Origin of the sequence: Microbacterium indicum DSM 19969 (genome assembly GCF_000422385.1) — a bacterium.
Taxonomy (GTDB): domain Bacteria; phylum Actinomycetota; class Actinomycetes; order Actinomycetales; family Microbacteriaceae; genus Microbacterium; species Microbacterium indicum.
The window spans coordinates 20,221-34,313 of sequence record NZ_AULR01000008.1 but is presented as its reverse complement, the minus strand read 5'-3'; the positions used below and the strand labels follow the sequence as shown (position 1 = coordinate 34,313).

Genomic DNA, 14,093 nt, shown 5'->3' with positions numbered 1-14,093 from the left:
CGCCGAAGCGAACGGGCCGGATCCTCATCACAGGCTCAGAGGCCGGCGCCGCTCGGCGACACGAGGATCTTCACGGCTGTCTCGTTGCGGTTGATGAGCGTGTCGAAGCCCTCGTCGACGAGGCCCTCGAGGCCGATCTTCCCCGTGATGAACGGCTTGAGGTCGACCTTGCCCGACTCGACGAGCGCGATCGTCTCGGGGTGCGAGTTGACGTAGCCGATCGTGCCGCGCACGTCGACCTCCTTCATGACGAGCTTGTGCATGTCGAAGGTCGCAGGCTTTCCCCAGATCGAGACGACGACGATGACGCCCGTGGGGCGCACGGCGTCCATGAGGGTGTCGAAGACGACCTGCACCGAGGTGCACTCGAAGGCGCCGTCGGCGCCCTTCCCGCCCGTGAGCTCGCGGACCTCGGCGACGACGTCGACTTCGGCGGGGTTGAGCGCGTAATCGGCGACGCCCGCGTCGATGGCCTTCTGGCGGCGCAGCGGCGAGAGCTCCGAGACGACGACGGTGACGCCGAGGGCGTGCAGGACCGTCGCGGTGAGAAGGCCGATCGGGCCCGCTCCGCCGACGACCGCGACCTGGCCGGCCGCGACGCCCGAGCGCTTGACCGCGTGGAACGCGACGGAGAGCGGCTCGATGAGCGCGGCCTCGTCGAGCGCGACGTCGTTCGAGATCCGGTGCACCCAGCGGCGCTTGACGACGATGTTCTCGCTGAGGCCGCCGCCGCGGCCGCCGAGGCCGATGAAGTTCATGTCGGGCGACAGGTGGTAGTCGTTCGACGACGCGCTCGTGTCGACGTCGTCGCGGATGATGTAGGGCTCGACGACGACGTGGTCGCCGACGGCGAGGTCGGTGACGCCCTCGCCGAGCTCCGAGACCGTGCCCGAGAACTCGTGGCCCAGCGTCACGGGGGCGGACTCGCCCGAGATCGGGTGCGGGTGCCCGTGCGCCGGCACGAAGATCGGCCCATCGAGGTACTCGTGCAGGTCCGTGCCGCAGATGCCGCACCACGCGACGTCGATGCGGACGGTGCCCGGCTCCAACGGCTGCTGCTCGATGTCCTCGATGCGGATGTCGCCGCGGTCGTAGTAGCGCGCTGCCTTCATGATGCGTTCCTTCCCGGAGAGCTCGATGCTGTCGGTCGTCGATGACCGGGATCCACGCTACGCGTGTCGATTTGGACGCGCCAGCGTGTCGGATAATGGGGCGATGGCGCGTCAGAACGGCATCACCCGCGGCGATCGCGAGGCGCGCGGTGCGCACCTCAAGGAGCGGATCTACCTGAGCTTCTCGGCGCTCGCCGTCGTGTCGACGATGGGCGGGCACGGCGACCCGACGGCGGGCGAGGCGGCCGTCACGCTCTTCGTGACGGCGCTCGGCACCCTCCTCGCGGTGTTCACGGCCGACGTCATCTCGCACACGATCGTCAACGAGCACTTCCCGTCGCGGCACGAGGTCGCCGAGACGGTGCGCACGACGTTCAGCGCCGCGATCGCGATCGTCCCGGTGTTCCTCCTCCTCGCGGCGGCGGGGGTCGGCTGGTGGGAGACGACGACCGCGCTGCGCGCCTCGACCGTCGTGCTCGTCGCGTCGCTCGTCCTCATCGGCTGGGTCGCCGTCCGGCGCGTGCCCCTGACGTTCTGGCAGCGCGCGCTCGCCCTCGCGGCAGAGGCCGTCCTCGGCGTCGCGGTCGTGCTCCTGCAGCGCCTCGCGCACGGGTGACGGGAACCAGAACTCATTGCTATGGGTCGCATGTCCGCCGGGGATCCGTGTCAGTCTGAGACGGCAACCCCACCCATCCGACAGGAGTCACCCATGCTCACCGTCAGCGCATACGGCATGAAGGCCGCGGGCCAGCCCCTCGAGCCGCTCACGATCGACCGCCGCGACGTCGGCCCCCACGACGTCCTCATCGAGATCCGCTACGCCGGCATCTGCCACAGCGACATCCACACGATCCGCGAGGAATGGGGCCCGATCCAGTTCCCGCAGGTCGTCGGCCACGAGATCGTCGGCGAGGTCACCGAGGTCGGGTCCGAGGTCACGAAGCACGCGGTCGGCGACCGCGTCGGCGTGGGCTGCATGGTCAACTCGTGCGGCGAGTGCGACGAGTGCCGCGCGGGCAACGAGCACTACTGCCTGAACGGCAACGTCGGCACCTACGCGTCGGTCGACGTCGACGGCACCATCACGCAGGGCGGCTACTCGACCCACGTGGTCGTCGACGAGGGCTTCGTGCTGCGGGTCCCGAAGGAGATCCCCTACGAGGCCGCCGCTCCCCTGCTCTGCGCGGGCATCACGACCTACTCGCCGCTGCACCGCTTCGGCGCGGGGGCAGGCAAGAAGGTCGCGGTCGTCGGCATGGGCGGGCTCGGCCACATGGCCGTCAAGTTCGCCGCCGCGATGGGCGCCGACGTGACCGTGCTCTCGCGCACCGCCTCGAAGAAGGACGACGCCATCGCGTTCGGCGCGAGCCGCCACGTCGCGACCGGCGAAGAGGGCGCCGTCGCGGCCCTCCGCGGTGAGTTCGACCTCATCATCAACACCGTGAGCGCGCCGCTCGACATCGACGCCTACCTGCGCACGCTGCGCCCCGAGGGCGCGCTCGTCAACGTGGGCCTGCCGCCCGAGGCCCTCCCGATCCACGTCTCGTCGCTCATCGGCGGCGGCAAGACCTTCGCGGGCTCGGCGATCGGGTCGATCGGCGAGACGCAGGAGATGCTCGACTTCTCGGCCGAGCACGGCATCGCCCCCGAGATCGAGCTGATCTCGGCCGACCGGATCAACGAGGCCTACGAGCGCGTCGTCGCGAGCGACGTCCGCTACCGCTTCGTCATCGACACCGCGACGCTCTGACGCGCACCCCGCGGCGGCGCCGGCTCCCGATCGGGGGTCGGCGCCGCCGCGTTCCGCGGGGCCGACCGCCTAAACTTGCGGCCGTGACCCTCGAAACGCTGCTGCGCCGCGTCGACCGTCTGGCCGGCGGAAGCCTCCGCGACATCCGCGTGCCGCGCGTCGCCGACCCGCGCGCCGCGCTCGCACTGCGCTGGGTCGCGTGGATCTTCGTAGGCTGCCTCGCGCTCGGCGTCGCGACGATCACGATCGCGCTCGTCCTGACGGTCGAGGGATCCGCGCCGAGCCTCGTCGTGTGGATGCGGTGCCTCGTGCTCTTCGCGATCACCGCGAGCCTCTTCTACTTCCTCTGGCGCGCGCAGCTCGGCTGGTACTGGGCGTTCCGGCGGCTGCAGCTGTTCACGCGGATCTTCCCGGTCGTCGCGATCGTCCTCGCCCTGATCCCGGGGCTCTTCCCCGTGTGGGTCATCGCCGAGCAGCTGCTCTTCGGGGTCCTGCTGATCGCGGCCCAGGTGCTGCTCGTCTCGCGCCCCGTGCGCGAGGCCTTCCCGAAGCCTCAGCCGGCCTCGGCGTAGCGCGTCGCGGCCGTCGCGACGCGGGTCTGGTAGTCGAGGGTGTCGTTGTACGAGCGGACGGCGGCGATCCAGCCGTCGTCGGTCTCGAGGGATCCGTCGAGCCGGCACAGGTAGTTCGCGGCCGTGTACGCGGCGTCGTCGATGTTCTGCGGGTCGACGGATCCGTCGCCCGAGCCGTCGACCGCCCACCGCAGCCACGTCTCGGGGATGAACTGCATCGGCCCCACCGCGCGGTCCCACGTCGCGTCGCCGTCGAGCTCGCCGCCGTCGGTGTCGGGGATCGCCATCGTGTCGTTCGTGCCGTCGAGCGGGATCCCCGTGATCGCGGGCCGCGTCACGCCGTCGGCGTCGACGGATCCGCCCCGCAGCTCTCCGTGGTGGCTCTCGACCCAGCCGATGCCCGCCAGGGTGTTCCACCCGATCGCGCAGCCGAGCGTCTCGCGCGCCCAGCTGTCGGCGTTCGCGTACGCCCGCATGGCGCGCTCCGGGATCCCCGTCGCGAGCGCGCGGTCGGCGATCCACGCGTCGTCGACCTGCGCGGCGGCGGGCGACGCCGAGGTGACGGGAGGCGCGGGCGTGCCGATGACCTCGTCGAAGCCGACGGGGTCGACGCGGAAGGTCCCGATGAGCGCGACGACCCCGACGACGCCGAGCGCGCCGACGCCCCCGATGAGCGCGACCGCTCCGAGTGCGATTCCGACGCCGCGCTTCATGCGCCCATTGTCGCGGCCCGCCCGCCGCGCGAGCTGACAGGGCGCCGAGACATACGCTTGTCCCCATGGCACGCGAGACCCCGATGGAGCGATGGTGGCCGCTCCGCCGCCAGGAGCCGACCCGCACGGCCGTCGCGACCGCGACCCAGTGGCTCGTGCGATACGCGAAGGCCGGCAGGTTCGTCGACGCGCCGTCGAGCGCGACGCCGGGGACCGCCTACCAGTTCGCGCAGGAGAGCGCCGAGAACATGGCCGTACTCCTCTACCCCGCCCCGACCTCGGCCGACGTCGACGAGCTCGCCCGAGAGTGGGATCTGCACCCCCTCCTCACCGAGGACCTGCAGCAGGCGGGCCAGCGCCCCAAGCTCGAGCGATACGGCGACGTCCTCTCACTCGTCGTCCGCGCCGCCTACTACGTCGATGAGGCCGAGGACGTGCGCCTCGCCGAGTTCCACATGCTCGTGAAGGGCGACGCGATCGCCGTCCTCTGCCAGGACGGTCTGTGGATCGACGGCACGCCCGCCGCCGCCTACATCGCGCAGGTCGAGGGGCCCTCCCCCTCGGGGATCCTCGACCGCGGCATGCTCGAGCACGGGCCCGAGGCCGTGATCTACCGGCTCATCGACGCGATCGTCGACGGATTCACGCCCGTGCTCCAGGGGCTCGGGATCGACAAGGAGCAGATCGAGCGGCAGGTGTTCGGCGGGTCGAGCGAGGTCGCCGAGCGCATCTACCGGCTGAACCAGGAGGTCATCGACCTCCAGCACGCCGCGACGTCGCTGACCGAGATCGTCGAGGCGCTGCGGCGCGGGCACGCGCGCTATGGGATCCCCGACGCCCTCCAGTCCTACCTGCAGGACGTCGCCGACCACCTCGAGATCGTCGACCGCCGGGTGACCGAGCTGCGCGACGCGCTCGCGCAGATCCTCACCGTCAACGCGACCCTCGTCGCGCAGCGGCAGAACGAGGACATGAAGAAGATCTCGGGGTGGGCGGCGATCCTCTTCGCCCCGACGCTCATCGGCGCGATCTACGGCATGAACTTCGACGACATGCCCGAGCTGCACTGGACCTTCGGCTACCCCGCCGCCGTCGCGGCGATGGTCGCGCTCGGGGTCGGCCTGTGGGTCGTGTTCAGGAAGAAGAAGTGGATGTGACGAAGCGCTCGCGGGCGGCGAGGACGGGGCTCATGTGCTCGATCGCCCATTCCTCGAGCGCGCGGAGGGGGCCCTGCAGCGAGCGCCCCGAGTCGGTCAGCTCGTAGTCGACGCGCACGGGGACCGCGGCTGTGACCGTGCGGGTGACGAGGCCGTCCTGCTCGAGGCCGCGGAGCGTCTGCGTCAGCATCTTCTGCGAGATGCCGTCGACCCGGCGCGCGATCTCGCTGAAACGGCGCGGCCCGTCCGACAGCGCGCCCACGACGAGCACCGTCCAGCGATCGCCGATGCGGTCGAGGAGACGCCGCGACGGGCAGTCGGAGACGTACGGATCCCATGCGGTCATGTCAGCTCCCGGTGACGAAAAAAGCACCTACGCACCTTCTGGTGCCTCATATGTTTTCGAATGTTGGTCACTTATCGTAAGTCATGCGCCTCGGATGAGGCCCAACGAAAGGATTCCCATGGCTCGCATCACCGTCATCGGCGGCACCGGATACGCCGGCTCCCTCATCGTCGCAGAGGCCGCCGCGCGCGGCCACCAGGTCACCTCGATCAGCCGCTCGGTGCCCGCCGAGCAGGTCGACGGCGTCACCTACGTCGCGGGCTCGCTCCTCGACGCCGACACGCGCGCTCGCGCCGTCGCCGACGCCGACGTCGTCTACTCGGCCATCTCGCCGCGCGGCGACATGGCGGGGCAGACGCGCCAGGGGCTGGCCGACCTCGCCGCCGCGGCCCAGGACGCCGGCGTGCGCCTCGGCATCACGGGCGGGGCGGGATCCCTCCTCGTCGCAGAGGGCGGCCCGCAGCTGTTCACGACCCCCGAGTTCCCCGAGGCCTTCCAGGCCGAGGCTCTCGAGATGGGCGAGGTCCTCGACGACCTCCGCGCGTCGGACGAGGCGCTCGACTGGTTCTTCGTCAGCCCCGCCGCGGGCTTCGGCGCCTTCGCGCCGGGCGAGAAGACCGGCGCCTACCGCGTGGGCGGCGACGTGCTGCTCGCCGACGCCGAGGGAAACTCGTTCATCTCGGGCGCCGACTTCGCAACCGCGATCGTCGACGAGATCGAGAAGCCGGCCCACCGCCGCGCGCGCTTCACCGTCGCGTACTGACCCCGCCCTGCAGGACTACGGCAGAAAACACCCGCCGGGCCCCGACACCCCGGCCCCAGCCCCCTAACCGGCCGGATCTGCCGTAGTCCTGCGCCCAGGGGTCGGACAGACCGGCCTGAGCGCCGCCCGGCCGCACCTCGGCACCCCGCACCACCCCCGCCGAGCACGAGTACGGCAGAAAACACCCGCCGGGCCCCGACACGCCGGTCCCGGCCCCGAACCGGCGAAATCTGCCGTAGTCATGCGCCGGGGCGGCGGGTCAGCCCGCCATCTCCTGGGTCCCGACGACGCGCAGGAGGTCGAGTTTGCCGGCGTCGTCCGAGCCGGGCGGCGCCGTCAGCACCAGCAGGACCTGCGTCTCGTCCTCCGTGAAGAGGGCCTGGCAGTCGACCTCGATATCCCCGATCTCGGGGTGCACGACCACCTTGTGATCCTCGAAGCGCCGGGCGACGATCTGCTGTTCCCACAGCCCGCGGAACTCGTCGCTCAGCGGCAGGAGGGCGCGCACGATCTCCCCCGCCTTCGAGTCGGGCCCCAGCACAGCGTGCGCCGCCCGCAGACCCGCGACGTTCTGCCTGCTGTGCCGCGCGTGGTCCCGCTCCGGGTACACCCGGCGGGCCTGCGGATCCGCGAACCACCGATACACGGCGCTGCGCGAGAGACCCGTGAACGCCGTCTCATCGCCGAACAGCGCGCGGGCCGGCTCGTTCATCACGAGGGTCGTCGCGAGCCCGTCGAGGATCAGCGCCGGCACGTCGGTCAGCCGGTCCATGACCCGCATGAGCGCGGGCGCGACGTAGTCGCTCAGCCCCCTCCTGTCGGGTGCGCTGTGCCCCGCGACGCGGTGCAGGTAGTCGCGCTCGTCGGCGCTCAGCCGCAGCGCGCGGGCTATGGCGTCGAGGATCGCGACGCTCGGCTGCGGCCCGCGGCGCTGCTCGAGGCGGGCGTAGTAGTCGGTCGACATCGCCGCGAGCTGCGCGACCTCCTCGCGCCGGAGGCCCGGCGTGCGGCGGCGCGGCCCCGCGGGCAGGCCGACGTCGGCCGGCCGCAGGTCCTCCCTGTGCCGCACGAGGAATGCGGCGAGCGCTTCACGATCCATGCGTCCAGTCTCGCGCGCACGGCGCGGCGCAGGCAGGGATCCCCTGTCCCTGGCTCCGCCTCGGCCCGCGGATCACGCTGGATCCATGCAGATCAGCGGAAACACCATCTTCATCCCCGGCGCCACGAGCGGCCTGGGCCTCGCGCTCGCCGTCGCCCTCGAGCAGCGCGGCAACCGGATCATCGTCGCGGGCCGCCGCGAGGACCGCCTCGCGGAGATCCGCGCGGAGCACCCGGGCTTCGCGACCTACCGCCTCGACGTGTCCGACCGCGACGACGTCGCCGCGGTGTCGGCGCGCGTCATCGCCGAGCACCCGGACGTCGACGTCCTCGTGACGATGGCGGGGATCATGGTCGCCGAGGACTGGACCACGGGATCCTTCCTCGAGACCGCCGAGCGGATCGTCGAGACCAACGTGCTCGGCACCATCCGCCTCATCGCGGCCTTCACCGAGCACCTCCAGTCGCGCCCCGCCGCGACGATCATGACGGTGTCGTCGGGCCTCGCCCACGCGCCGCTCGCCCCGACCGCGACTTACAACGCGACGAAGGCCGCGATCCACCAGCTCTCGGAGACGATCCGCCTGCAGCTCGGGGACACGAGCGTCCGCGTGACGGAGCTCGTGCCGCCTTCGGTCGCGACCGAGCTCATGCCCGGCCACGCCGACGACGCCCGCGCGATGCCGCTCGACGAGTTCGTCGACGAGGTCGTCGCGCTCATCGAGGCCGATCCCGACGCGACCGAGATCCTCGTCGAGCGAGTGAAGTTCCTGCGCTACGGCGAGGTCCGCGGCGACTACGCGCAGGTCGTCGCGGCGCTCAACGCGTAGCCCGCGCGCGGCGCAGAATGGGGGCATGAGCTCCGCCCTCCCCCGTCTCGTGTCGGCGCCGATGGCGGGAGGCCCGACGACCGTCGCCCTCGCGAGGGCGGCGGCGTCGGCCGGCGCCTTCCCGTTCCTCGCGGGCGGCTACCGGGCCCCCGGCGCGCTCGCGGAGGAGATCGGGCAGCTGCGGGACCTCGCGGGGTTCGGCGTCAACCTCTTCGTCCCGCAGACCGCGGACGCAGACCGCGCGGCGTTCGCCGCCTACGCCGACGAGCTGCGCGACGACGCGGCGGCGTACGGGCTCACGCTCGACCCGGACCCGCGCTCCGACGACGACCGGTACGCCGAGAAGGTCGACCTGCTCGTCGCGGATCCCGTCGCGGTCGTCTCGTTCACTTTCGGTCTGCCGTCGCCCCGCGACGTCGCCCGGCTCCGCGCGGTCGGCACGCGCGCCTTCACGAGCGTCACGACGCCCGGCGAAGCGGCGCGCGCCGCGGCCGTCGGCGTCGACGGGCTCGTCGTGCAGGGCTTCGCCGCCGGCGGGCACAGCGCGACGTTCGACGCCGCGACCGATCCGGCCGACGTCCCGACGGCCGATCTCGTGCGCGCCGTCCGTGCGCGGACGGATCTGACGATCGTCGCGGCGGGCGGCGTCGCGGGGCCGGACGACGTCCGCGCGCTCGTCGACGCGGGCGCCGACTCCGTCGCGGTCGGGACCCTGCTCCTGCGCACGGACGAGGCCGGCACCTCGCCGACCCACCGGGCGGCGCTCGCGGATCCGCGCTTCGCCGAGACCGTGCTCACGCGGGCCTTCACGGGCCGGCCCGCCCGCGCGCTCCGCAACGGGTTCGCCGACCGCCGCTCGGGCCTCACGGCGTACCCCGCCGTGCACCACCTGACCCGCGAGCTGCGGCAGGCGGCGGGGCGCGCGGGCGACGCCGAGAGGCTGCACCTCTGGGCGGGATCCGGGTGGCGCGCGGCCGCGGAGGGCCCGGCCGCCGACGTCTTCCGCCAGCTCGCCGCGGGCCTCCCGTGACGCGCCGCAGACGCGCCGCGTCGGCCAGAATCAGAGCATGACCGCGCCGCCCGCCCGCGATGGATTCGCCGCCGTCTCGCTCACGTTCGGCATGATCGCGATCGCCTGCGCACTGATCCCGGTGATCGGCGACGTGCTGTCGGCCGTCCCCGCCGTCGTCGCCGTCGTCTGCGGGGTCGTCGGCATCGTGCGCCACGAGAGGCGCGGAACCCAGGGCGCCTGGGCGGCCGTCGTGGGCGCCGCGCTCGGCGCGCTGGCGCTCGCCCTCATCGCGCTGCTCGCGGCGATGGGCCACCTGCCGTCGTGACGGCGGCCCCCAGCGCGATCCGCGCCGGGGGCCCGCTCGTCACATCTCCTCGTGGTGGTTCGGGTCGGCGTCGAACAGGCGGCCGCGCTCGAGGGCGCTGATCTCGGCGACCTCGTCGGCCGTCAGGGAGAACCCGAACACGTCGGCGTTCTCGCGCTGGCGCTGCGGGTCGGCCGACTTGGGGATGGGCGTCGCGTCGAGCTCGACGTGCCAGCGGATCACGACCTGCGACGGCGTCACGCCGTACTTCTCGGCCAGGCGGCCGAAGACGGGCTCGGCGAGCAGCTCGCTGCGGCGGGCGAGGGGGCTCCAGCTCTCGGTGCGAATCCCGTGCTCGGTGTGGAAGGCGCGCATCTCGGCCTGCGGGAAGTAGGGGTGCAGCTCGATCTGGTTGACCGCCGGGGTCACGCCCGTCTCGTCGATCAGGCGTCCGAGCATCTCGGCCGTGAAGTTCGACACCCCGACCGAGCGCACGAGGCCCTGCTCGCGCGCCTCGAGCATGCCCTCGTAGGTCTCGAGCCACTTGCCGACCGAGGGGTTGGGCCAGTGGATCAGCAGCAGGTCGACGCGGTCGAGGCCGAGGGTCTGGAGGGACCCCGTCACCGACGCGATCGCCTCGTCGCGCCCGTGGTGGCGCCCGGGGATCTTCGTCGTGACGACGAGCTCGTCGCGGTCGACAGGCGATCGCCGGACGGCCTCGCCGACCTCCGCCTCATTGCCGTAGTTGACCGCCGTGTCGAGCACGCGGTAGCCGTTGTCGATCGCCGAGACGACGGCGTTCGTGCCCTCGTCTCCCGTCAGCTTGTAGGTGCCGAACCCGAGGGCGGCGAACGAGGTTCCGTCGTTGAGCGTGATCGCGGGAATCGTCATGCCCCCACCCTAGAACCGTGACCGGGAGCCGCGGCCACCGGACGTTACGTGATCGGCATCGGCATGATCGCGCTCGGCGTGAGCGCCGCGATCGCGGCTCAGACCGTCCAGCAGGACGTCGACCGCCCTGCGCATGAGGATCCTCATGGCGCGGGCCCTCGAGAACCAGCGCGTCGTGCCCGAGCAGATCGATGCCGTGAACCGCACGGCGGACGAGGACCTCGCGACGACGGCAACGGCACTCGAGCAGCAGTTCGAGAGCGCCCAGCCTTACCCCGAGAGCGAGGCGCAGCCGCGCGTCAGTCTCCGACGGCGTCGCGCCCGCGCTTGACGATGAGCGGGTCGGGGGTCCCGACGACCTCGGGATCCTTGCCCGCGTAGTCGACCGTCGACAGGAAGGGCGCATCGCGTTCAGGCGGGCGCGCTTCTTGTCGTTGCTCTTGATCGTGATCCACGGCGCGTGGTCGGTGTCGGTGCGCAGGAACGTCTGCTCCTTCGCGTCGGTGTAGGAGACCCACTTGTCGAGCGACTCGATGTCCATCGGCGAGAGCTTCCACTGCCGCACGGGGTCGACCTGCCGGATGATGAAGCGCGTGCGCTGCTCGGACTGCGTGACCGAGAGCCAGAACTTCGTCACGTGGATCCCCTGTCGACGAGCATGCGCTCGAGGAGCGGGACCGTGCGCATGAACTGCTCGTACTGCTCGTCGCTGCAGAAGCCCATGACGCGCTCGACGCCCGCGCGGTTGTACCAGCTGCGGTCGAACATGATGAGCTCGCCGGCGGCGGGGAGGTGCTCGATGTAGCGCTGGAAGTACCACTCGGTCGACTCGCGCTCGGTCGGCTTCACGAGCGCGACGGTCTTGGCGTAGCGCGGGTTGAGGTGCTCGGCGAAGCGCTTGATCGTGCCGCCCTTGCCCGCGGCGTCGCGCCCCTCGAAGATGATGAGGTGCCGCTCGCCGGTCTCCTGCTGGTGCTTCTGGAACTTCAGCAGCTCGACCTGGAGGCGGTACTTCTCGTCGTCGTACACAGAGCGGTCCAGCCGCTCGTCGTACGGGTAGTTCTCGCGCCATGTGTCGACGGCGCGGCCGACGGGGTCGATGAGAACGGGGTCGTCGTCGTGGTCCTCGCCGATCGTGTGCTCCTCGGATCCGAGCAGCTGGTCGATGTACGCGCGCAGGTCGTTCGCCATGAGCCCGAAGCTAGGCCCGGTCGGCGAACGATCGGTGTCACCCGACGAGGACCGTCCGCTCGGCGCGCGCCTCGACCTCGCGCACCTCGAGGACGACGCGGTCGGGGCGCACCCGCGGGTCGACGTGCACGCCGGGGGCGGGGTTCCAGGCGAACGCTCGGAGCGCGAGCCCGACCTCGCGGATCCGCTCGCGGTACGGCGTGAGATCGACCTCGAGGTCGCGGCCCGACCAGAACTGATCGGCGATCAGCCGGTCGCCCGCCTCGAGCCGCAGGACGTCGCCCGTCCACGCGATGCGCAGGAGCAGCCGCTCGCCCTCGTCGAACCAGGCGTCGTCGATCGGCAGCTCGTGCGGCTGGAGCAGCGCGAAGTCGTCGTCGGTCGGCGCCGACAGCCGGTGCGCGGGGCCGCCGCGCCGCACCGGCGCGATGACCGCGTCCGGCCGCGGGGCCGGGATCGCGTGGGGCGCGGGCGCCGCCGGAATCTCGGAGGATCCCTCGACAGGAGGGAACATGCGGATCCGCTCCGCGGCCGGGCCGCAGACGGCGCGGAAGCCGCCGTCGTCGAACCATCCCTCGCCCGCCCAGAAGACGAGGCGCTCGCGGCCCGCGACCTCGCCGCGCCACACGGCGTCCGCCGCCTGCTCGTCGAGGATCACGAACGAGGTGTCGCCGACGTCGACGGTGCCGAGGGTCGGCCGCACCACGATCTCGTCGCCCCGCACCTCGGCCTCGGCGCCGCGCACGTCGTCCGCGTCGACGCCGCCGAAGCGCAGCTCGACGGGCGCGCCGGGCGTCGCGGCGAGGAGCACGAGGCGGAAGCCGTCGTCCCCCGCGAGCTCGGTGATGGGCTGTGCCGTCGCCGTCACGCGGGGCACCGTGCCGAGCGGCTGCCGGATCGGCCATGCCGCGAAGGATCCCTCCCACAGCGTGAACGGCTCGGACGGGATCGCGACGTCCCCGACCTCGAACCGCACGCCCTCGACGTCGCCGAGCGGCGCCTGGTCGGGCTGGTGGTTCTGGAAGAAGAGGTAGCCGCCGCGCACGGCCCAGCGGACCCGGTCGTCGTCGCCGATCGCGACGGGCGAGGAGACCAGGGCGGATCCGTACGCGTCGAGGAAGAGGTGCTGGCGACGCAGCAGGTGGAAGTGCGGCCGCAGCCCGCCGGCCGCACCGATCGGCGCCGCGAAGTCGTAGTCGCGCCGCGGAAGGTCGTTGGGGTAGCCCGTCGCCTGCGACTCCTGCGTCTCGCCCGGGTGCGTGCCGCCGTGGAACATGTAGAACCCCTGCCACGCCGATCCGCTCCCGATCTTCGCGTGCGCGAGCGCCGCGACGTCGCGCGGCTCGACGAGAGGACGCCGGTGATACGCCACCTGCATGCCGCCGCCGAGCTCGCAGGTCGCGAAGGGCCAGGGATCGCCCGACGCGTCGCCGGCCTCCTCGGCGCGCAGGGCGCGCAGGTCGGCGCCGACCGTCACGTCGTCGCGCACCGTCGTGAAGCGGAAGTGCATGGGTCCGAAGCTCGGCCAGCCGACGTGCGACTCCTCCCAGAAGCCGTCGGCGTAGCCGCTGTAGACGGGCAGGACGCGACGCTCGGGCAGCCGGGCGCCGCCCCAGCCCGTCGCGGTCCACAGCGGCGCGCGCATGCCCGCCTCCTCGGCGATGTCGCGCAGCGTCGCGATGTGATCCGGCTGGTCGTAGAGCTCGTTCTCGACCTGCACACCGACGATCGGGCCGGGCGCGAAGAGCCCGTCGACCTGGGCCGCGACGGCGCCGAACCACCCGCGGACGAGCTCGAGGTAGGCCGGGTCGTCGGTGCGCAGGCCGACGCCCGACTCCTGCACCCAGTCGGGGAAGCCGCCGTTGCGGGTCTCGCCGTGCACCCACGGGCCGATCCGCAGCACGACGTCGAGACCCACGCGGGCGGCCGTCTCGACGAAGCGCCGCAGGTCGCGCCTCCCGTCCCACAGCACGTCGCCCCGCTCGAGCTCGTGGAGGATCCAGATCGCGTAGGTCGAGACGACGGAGACCCCGCCCGAGCGGATCTTCCGCAGCTCGGTCTCCCACAGGCTCGGGTCATCGCGCGAGAAGTGGTACTCCCCCATGATGGGGATCCACGGGCGGCCGTCGCGCTCGATGTGCGTCGTGAGGACCCGGATCCCGTGCCCGCCCATGTCGAGCGGGGCTTCGGCCTCCGGAACGGCGTCGGGCATGTCCAGGCGTCGGCGCACGGTCATAGCGCCGACCCTACCGGCGGGCCCCACCTGAGCGAGCGCTATGCGCTGGGCCTGGGAATGTTAGTTCTCGAGGAACGAGGTCGCGCCCCGTTATCTGACCGTTATAGAGTGCATCGCA

The 14,093-nt window shown here is 72.1% G+C and carries 15 protein-coding genes and 1 pseudogene; 9 read left to right on the top strand and 7 right to left on the bottom strand.

What is annotated here, in order from left to right:
* Positions 1-35: 35 nt before the first annotated feature.
* Complete coding sequence (locus H576_RS0108180) at positions 36-1,112, bottom strand: 2,3-butanediol dehydrogenase (RefSeq protein ID WP_029150531.1); 1,077 nt, start codon at positions 1,110-1,112, stop codon at positions 36-38.
* Positions 1,113-1,215: 103 nt separating this feature from the next.
* Between H576_RS0108180 and H576_RS14950 the strand changes: the two genes are divergently transcribed.
* The 3 genes from H576_RS14950 to H576_RS0108165 all read left to right on the top strand — a co-directional run bounded on the left by H576_RS14950 (position 1,216) and on the right by H576_RS0108165 (position 3,434).
* Positions 1,216-1,728: a hypothetical protein gene (locus tag H576_RS14950; protein ID WP_051172444.1), complete on the top strand. Its 513-nt coding sequence runs from the start codon at positions 1,216-1,218 to the stop codon at positions 1,726-1,728.
* Between the two features lie 93 nt (positions 1,729-1,821).
* Complete coding sequence (locus H576_RS0108170; protein WP_029150530.1) at positions 1,822-2,862, top strand: NAD(P)-dependent alcohol dehydrogenase; 1,041 nt, start codon at positions 1,822-1,824, stop codon at positions 2,860-2,862.
* A gap of 83 nt (positions 2,863-2,945) precedes the next feature.
* Positions 2,946-3,434 carry a hypothetical protein gene (locus tag H576_RS0108165; protein WP_029150529.1) on the top strand — a complete coding sequence of 163 codons (489 nt, stop codon included), beginning with the start codon at positions 2,946-2,948 and terminating at the stop codon, positions 3,432-3,434.
* On the opposite strand, the gene H576_RS0108160 is transcribed toward H576_RS0108165, so the two are convergent.
* Positions 3,416-4,147, bottom strand: coding sequence for a lytic transglycosylase domain-containing protein (locus tag H576_RS0108160; RefSeq protein WP_084502585.1), 732 nt, complete (start codon positions 4,145-4,147; stop codon positions 3,416-3,418). The two genes, H576_RS0108165 and H576_RS0108160, sit on opposite strands and share 19 nt — an antisense overlap.
* Before the next feature lie 65 nt (positions 4,148-4,212).
* On the opposite strand from H576_RS0108160, the gene H576_RS14945 reads away from it, so the two are divergent.
* Entirely contained in the window at positions 4,213-5,304 is a 1,092-nt protein-coding gene (locus tag H576_RS14945; RefSeq protein ID WP_245559144.1) for a magnesium and cobalt transport protein CorA, read from the top strand.
* On the opposite strand, the gene H576_RS0108150 is transcribed toward H576_RS14945, so the two are convergent.
* A complete protein-coding gene (locus H576_RS0108150; RefSeq protein ID WP_029150527.1) occupies positions 5,282-5,650 on the bottom strand; it encodes a winged helix-turn-helix transcriptional regulator in 369 nt (122 codons plus the stop codon). The two genes, H576_RS14945 and H576_RS0108150, sit on opposite strands and share 23 nt — an antisense overlap.
* 118 nt (positions 5,651-5,768) lie before the next feature.
* Between H576_RS0108150 and H576_RS0108145 the strand changes: the two genes are divergently transcribed.
* Positions 5,769-6,413, top strand: a complete 645-nt coding sequence (locus H576_RS0108145) for an NAD(P)-dependent oxidoreductase (protein WP_029150526.1) — start codon at positions 5,769-5,771, stop codon at positions 6,411-6,413.
* 259 nt (positions 6,414-6,672) lie between these two features.
* Here the strand turns inward: H576_RS0108145 and H576_RS0108140 are convergent, their stop codons facing one another.
* Positions 6,673-7,512 (bottom strand): helix-turn-helix transcriptional regulator, encoded by an 840-nt coding sequence (locus tag H576_RS0108140; RefSeq protein WP_029150525.1) that lies wholly within the window; start codon positions 7,510-7,512, stop codon positions 6,673-6,675.
* A gap of 85 nt (positions 7,513-7,597) precedes the next feature.
* On the opposite strand from H576_RS0108140, the gene H576_RS0108135 reads away from it, so the two are divergent.
* Genes H576_RS0108135 through H576_RS14940 form a run of 3 tightly spaced genes read left to right on the top strand, consistent with a single transcriptional unit; the run spans position 7,598 to position 9,678 of the window.
* A complete protein-coding gene (locus tag H576_RS0108135; RefSeq protein ID WP_029150524.1) occupies positions 7,598-8,341 on the top strand; it encodes an SDR family oxidoreductase in 744 nt (247 codons plus the stop codon).
* A 25-nt stretch (positions 8,342-8,366) separates the two neighbouring features.
* Entirely contained in the window at positions 8,367-9,371 is a 1,005-nt protein-coding gene (locus tag H576_RS0108130; protein WP_029150523.1) for an NAD(P)H-dependent flavin oxidoreductase, read from the top strand.
* A gap of 37 nt (positions 9,372-9,408) precedes the next feature.
* Positions 9,409-9,678, top strand: coding sequence for a hypothetical protein (locus H576_RS14940; RefSeq protein ID WP_051172440.1), 270 nt, complete (start codon positions 9,409-9,411; stop codon positions 9,676-9,678).
* 39 nt (positions 9,679-9,717) lie between these two features.
* On the opposite strand, the gene H576_RS0108120 is transcribed toward H576_RS14940, so the two are convergent.
* A complete protein-coding gene (locus tag H576_RS0108120) occupies positions 9,718-10,548 on the bottom strand; it encodes an aldo/keto reductase (protein ID WP_029150522.1) in 831 nt (276 codons plus the stop codon).
* A gap of 145 nt (positions 10,549-10,693) precedes the next feature.
* Between H576_RS0108120 and H576_RS0108115 the strand changes: the two genes are divergently transcribed.
* Entirely contained in the window at positions 10,694-10,879 is a 186-nt protein-coding gene (locus tag H576_RS0108115; protein ID WP_029150521.1) for a hypothetical protein, read from the top strand.
* On the opposite strand, the pseudogene ppk2 reads toward H576_RS0108115, so the two are convergent.
* Both ppk2 and H576_RS14930 read right to left on the bottom strand, forming a co-directional pair.
* Positions 10,848-11,739, bottom strand: a pseudogene (gene ppk2 / locus H576_RS14935) (polyphosphate kinase 2). The gene H576_RS0108115 and the pseudogene ppk2 sit on opposite strands and share 32 nt — an antisense overlap.
* A 37-nt stretch (positions 11,740-11,776) precedes the next feature.
* Entirely contained in the window at positions 11,777-13,975 is a 2,199-nt protein-coding gene (locus tag H576_RS14930) for a beta-galactosidase (RefSeq protein WP_051172439.1), read from the bottom strand.
* Positions 13,976-14,093: the final 118 nt, after the last annotated feature.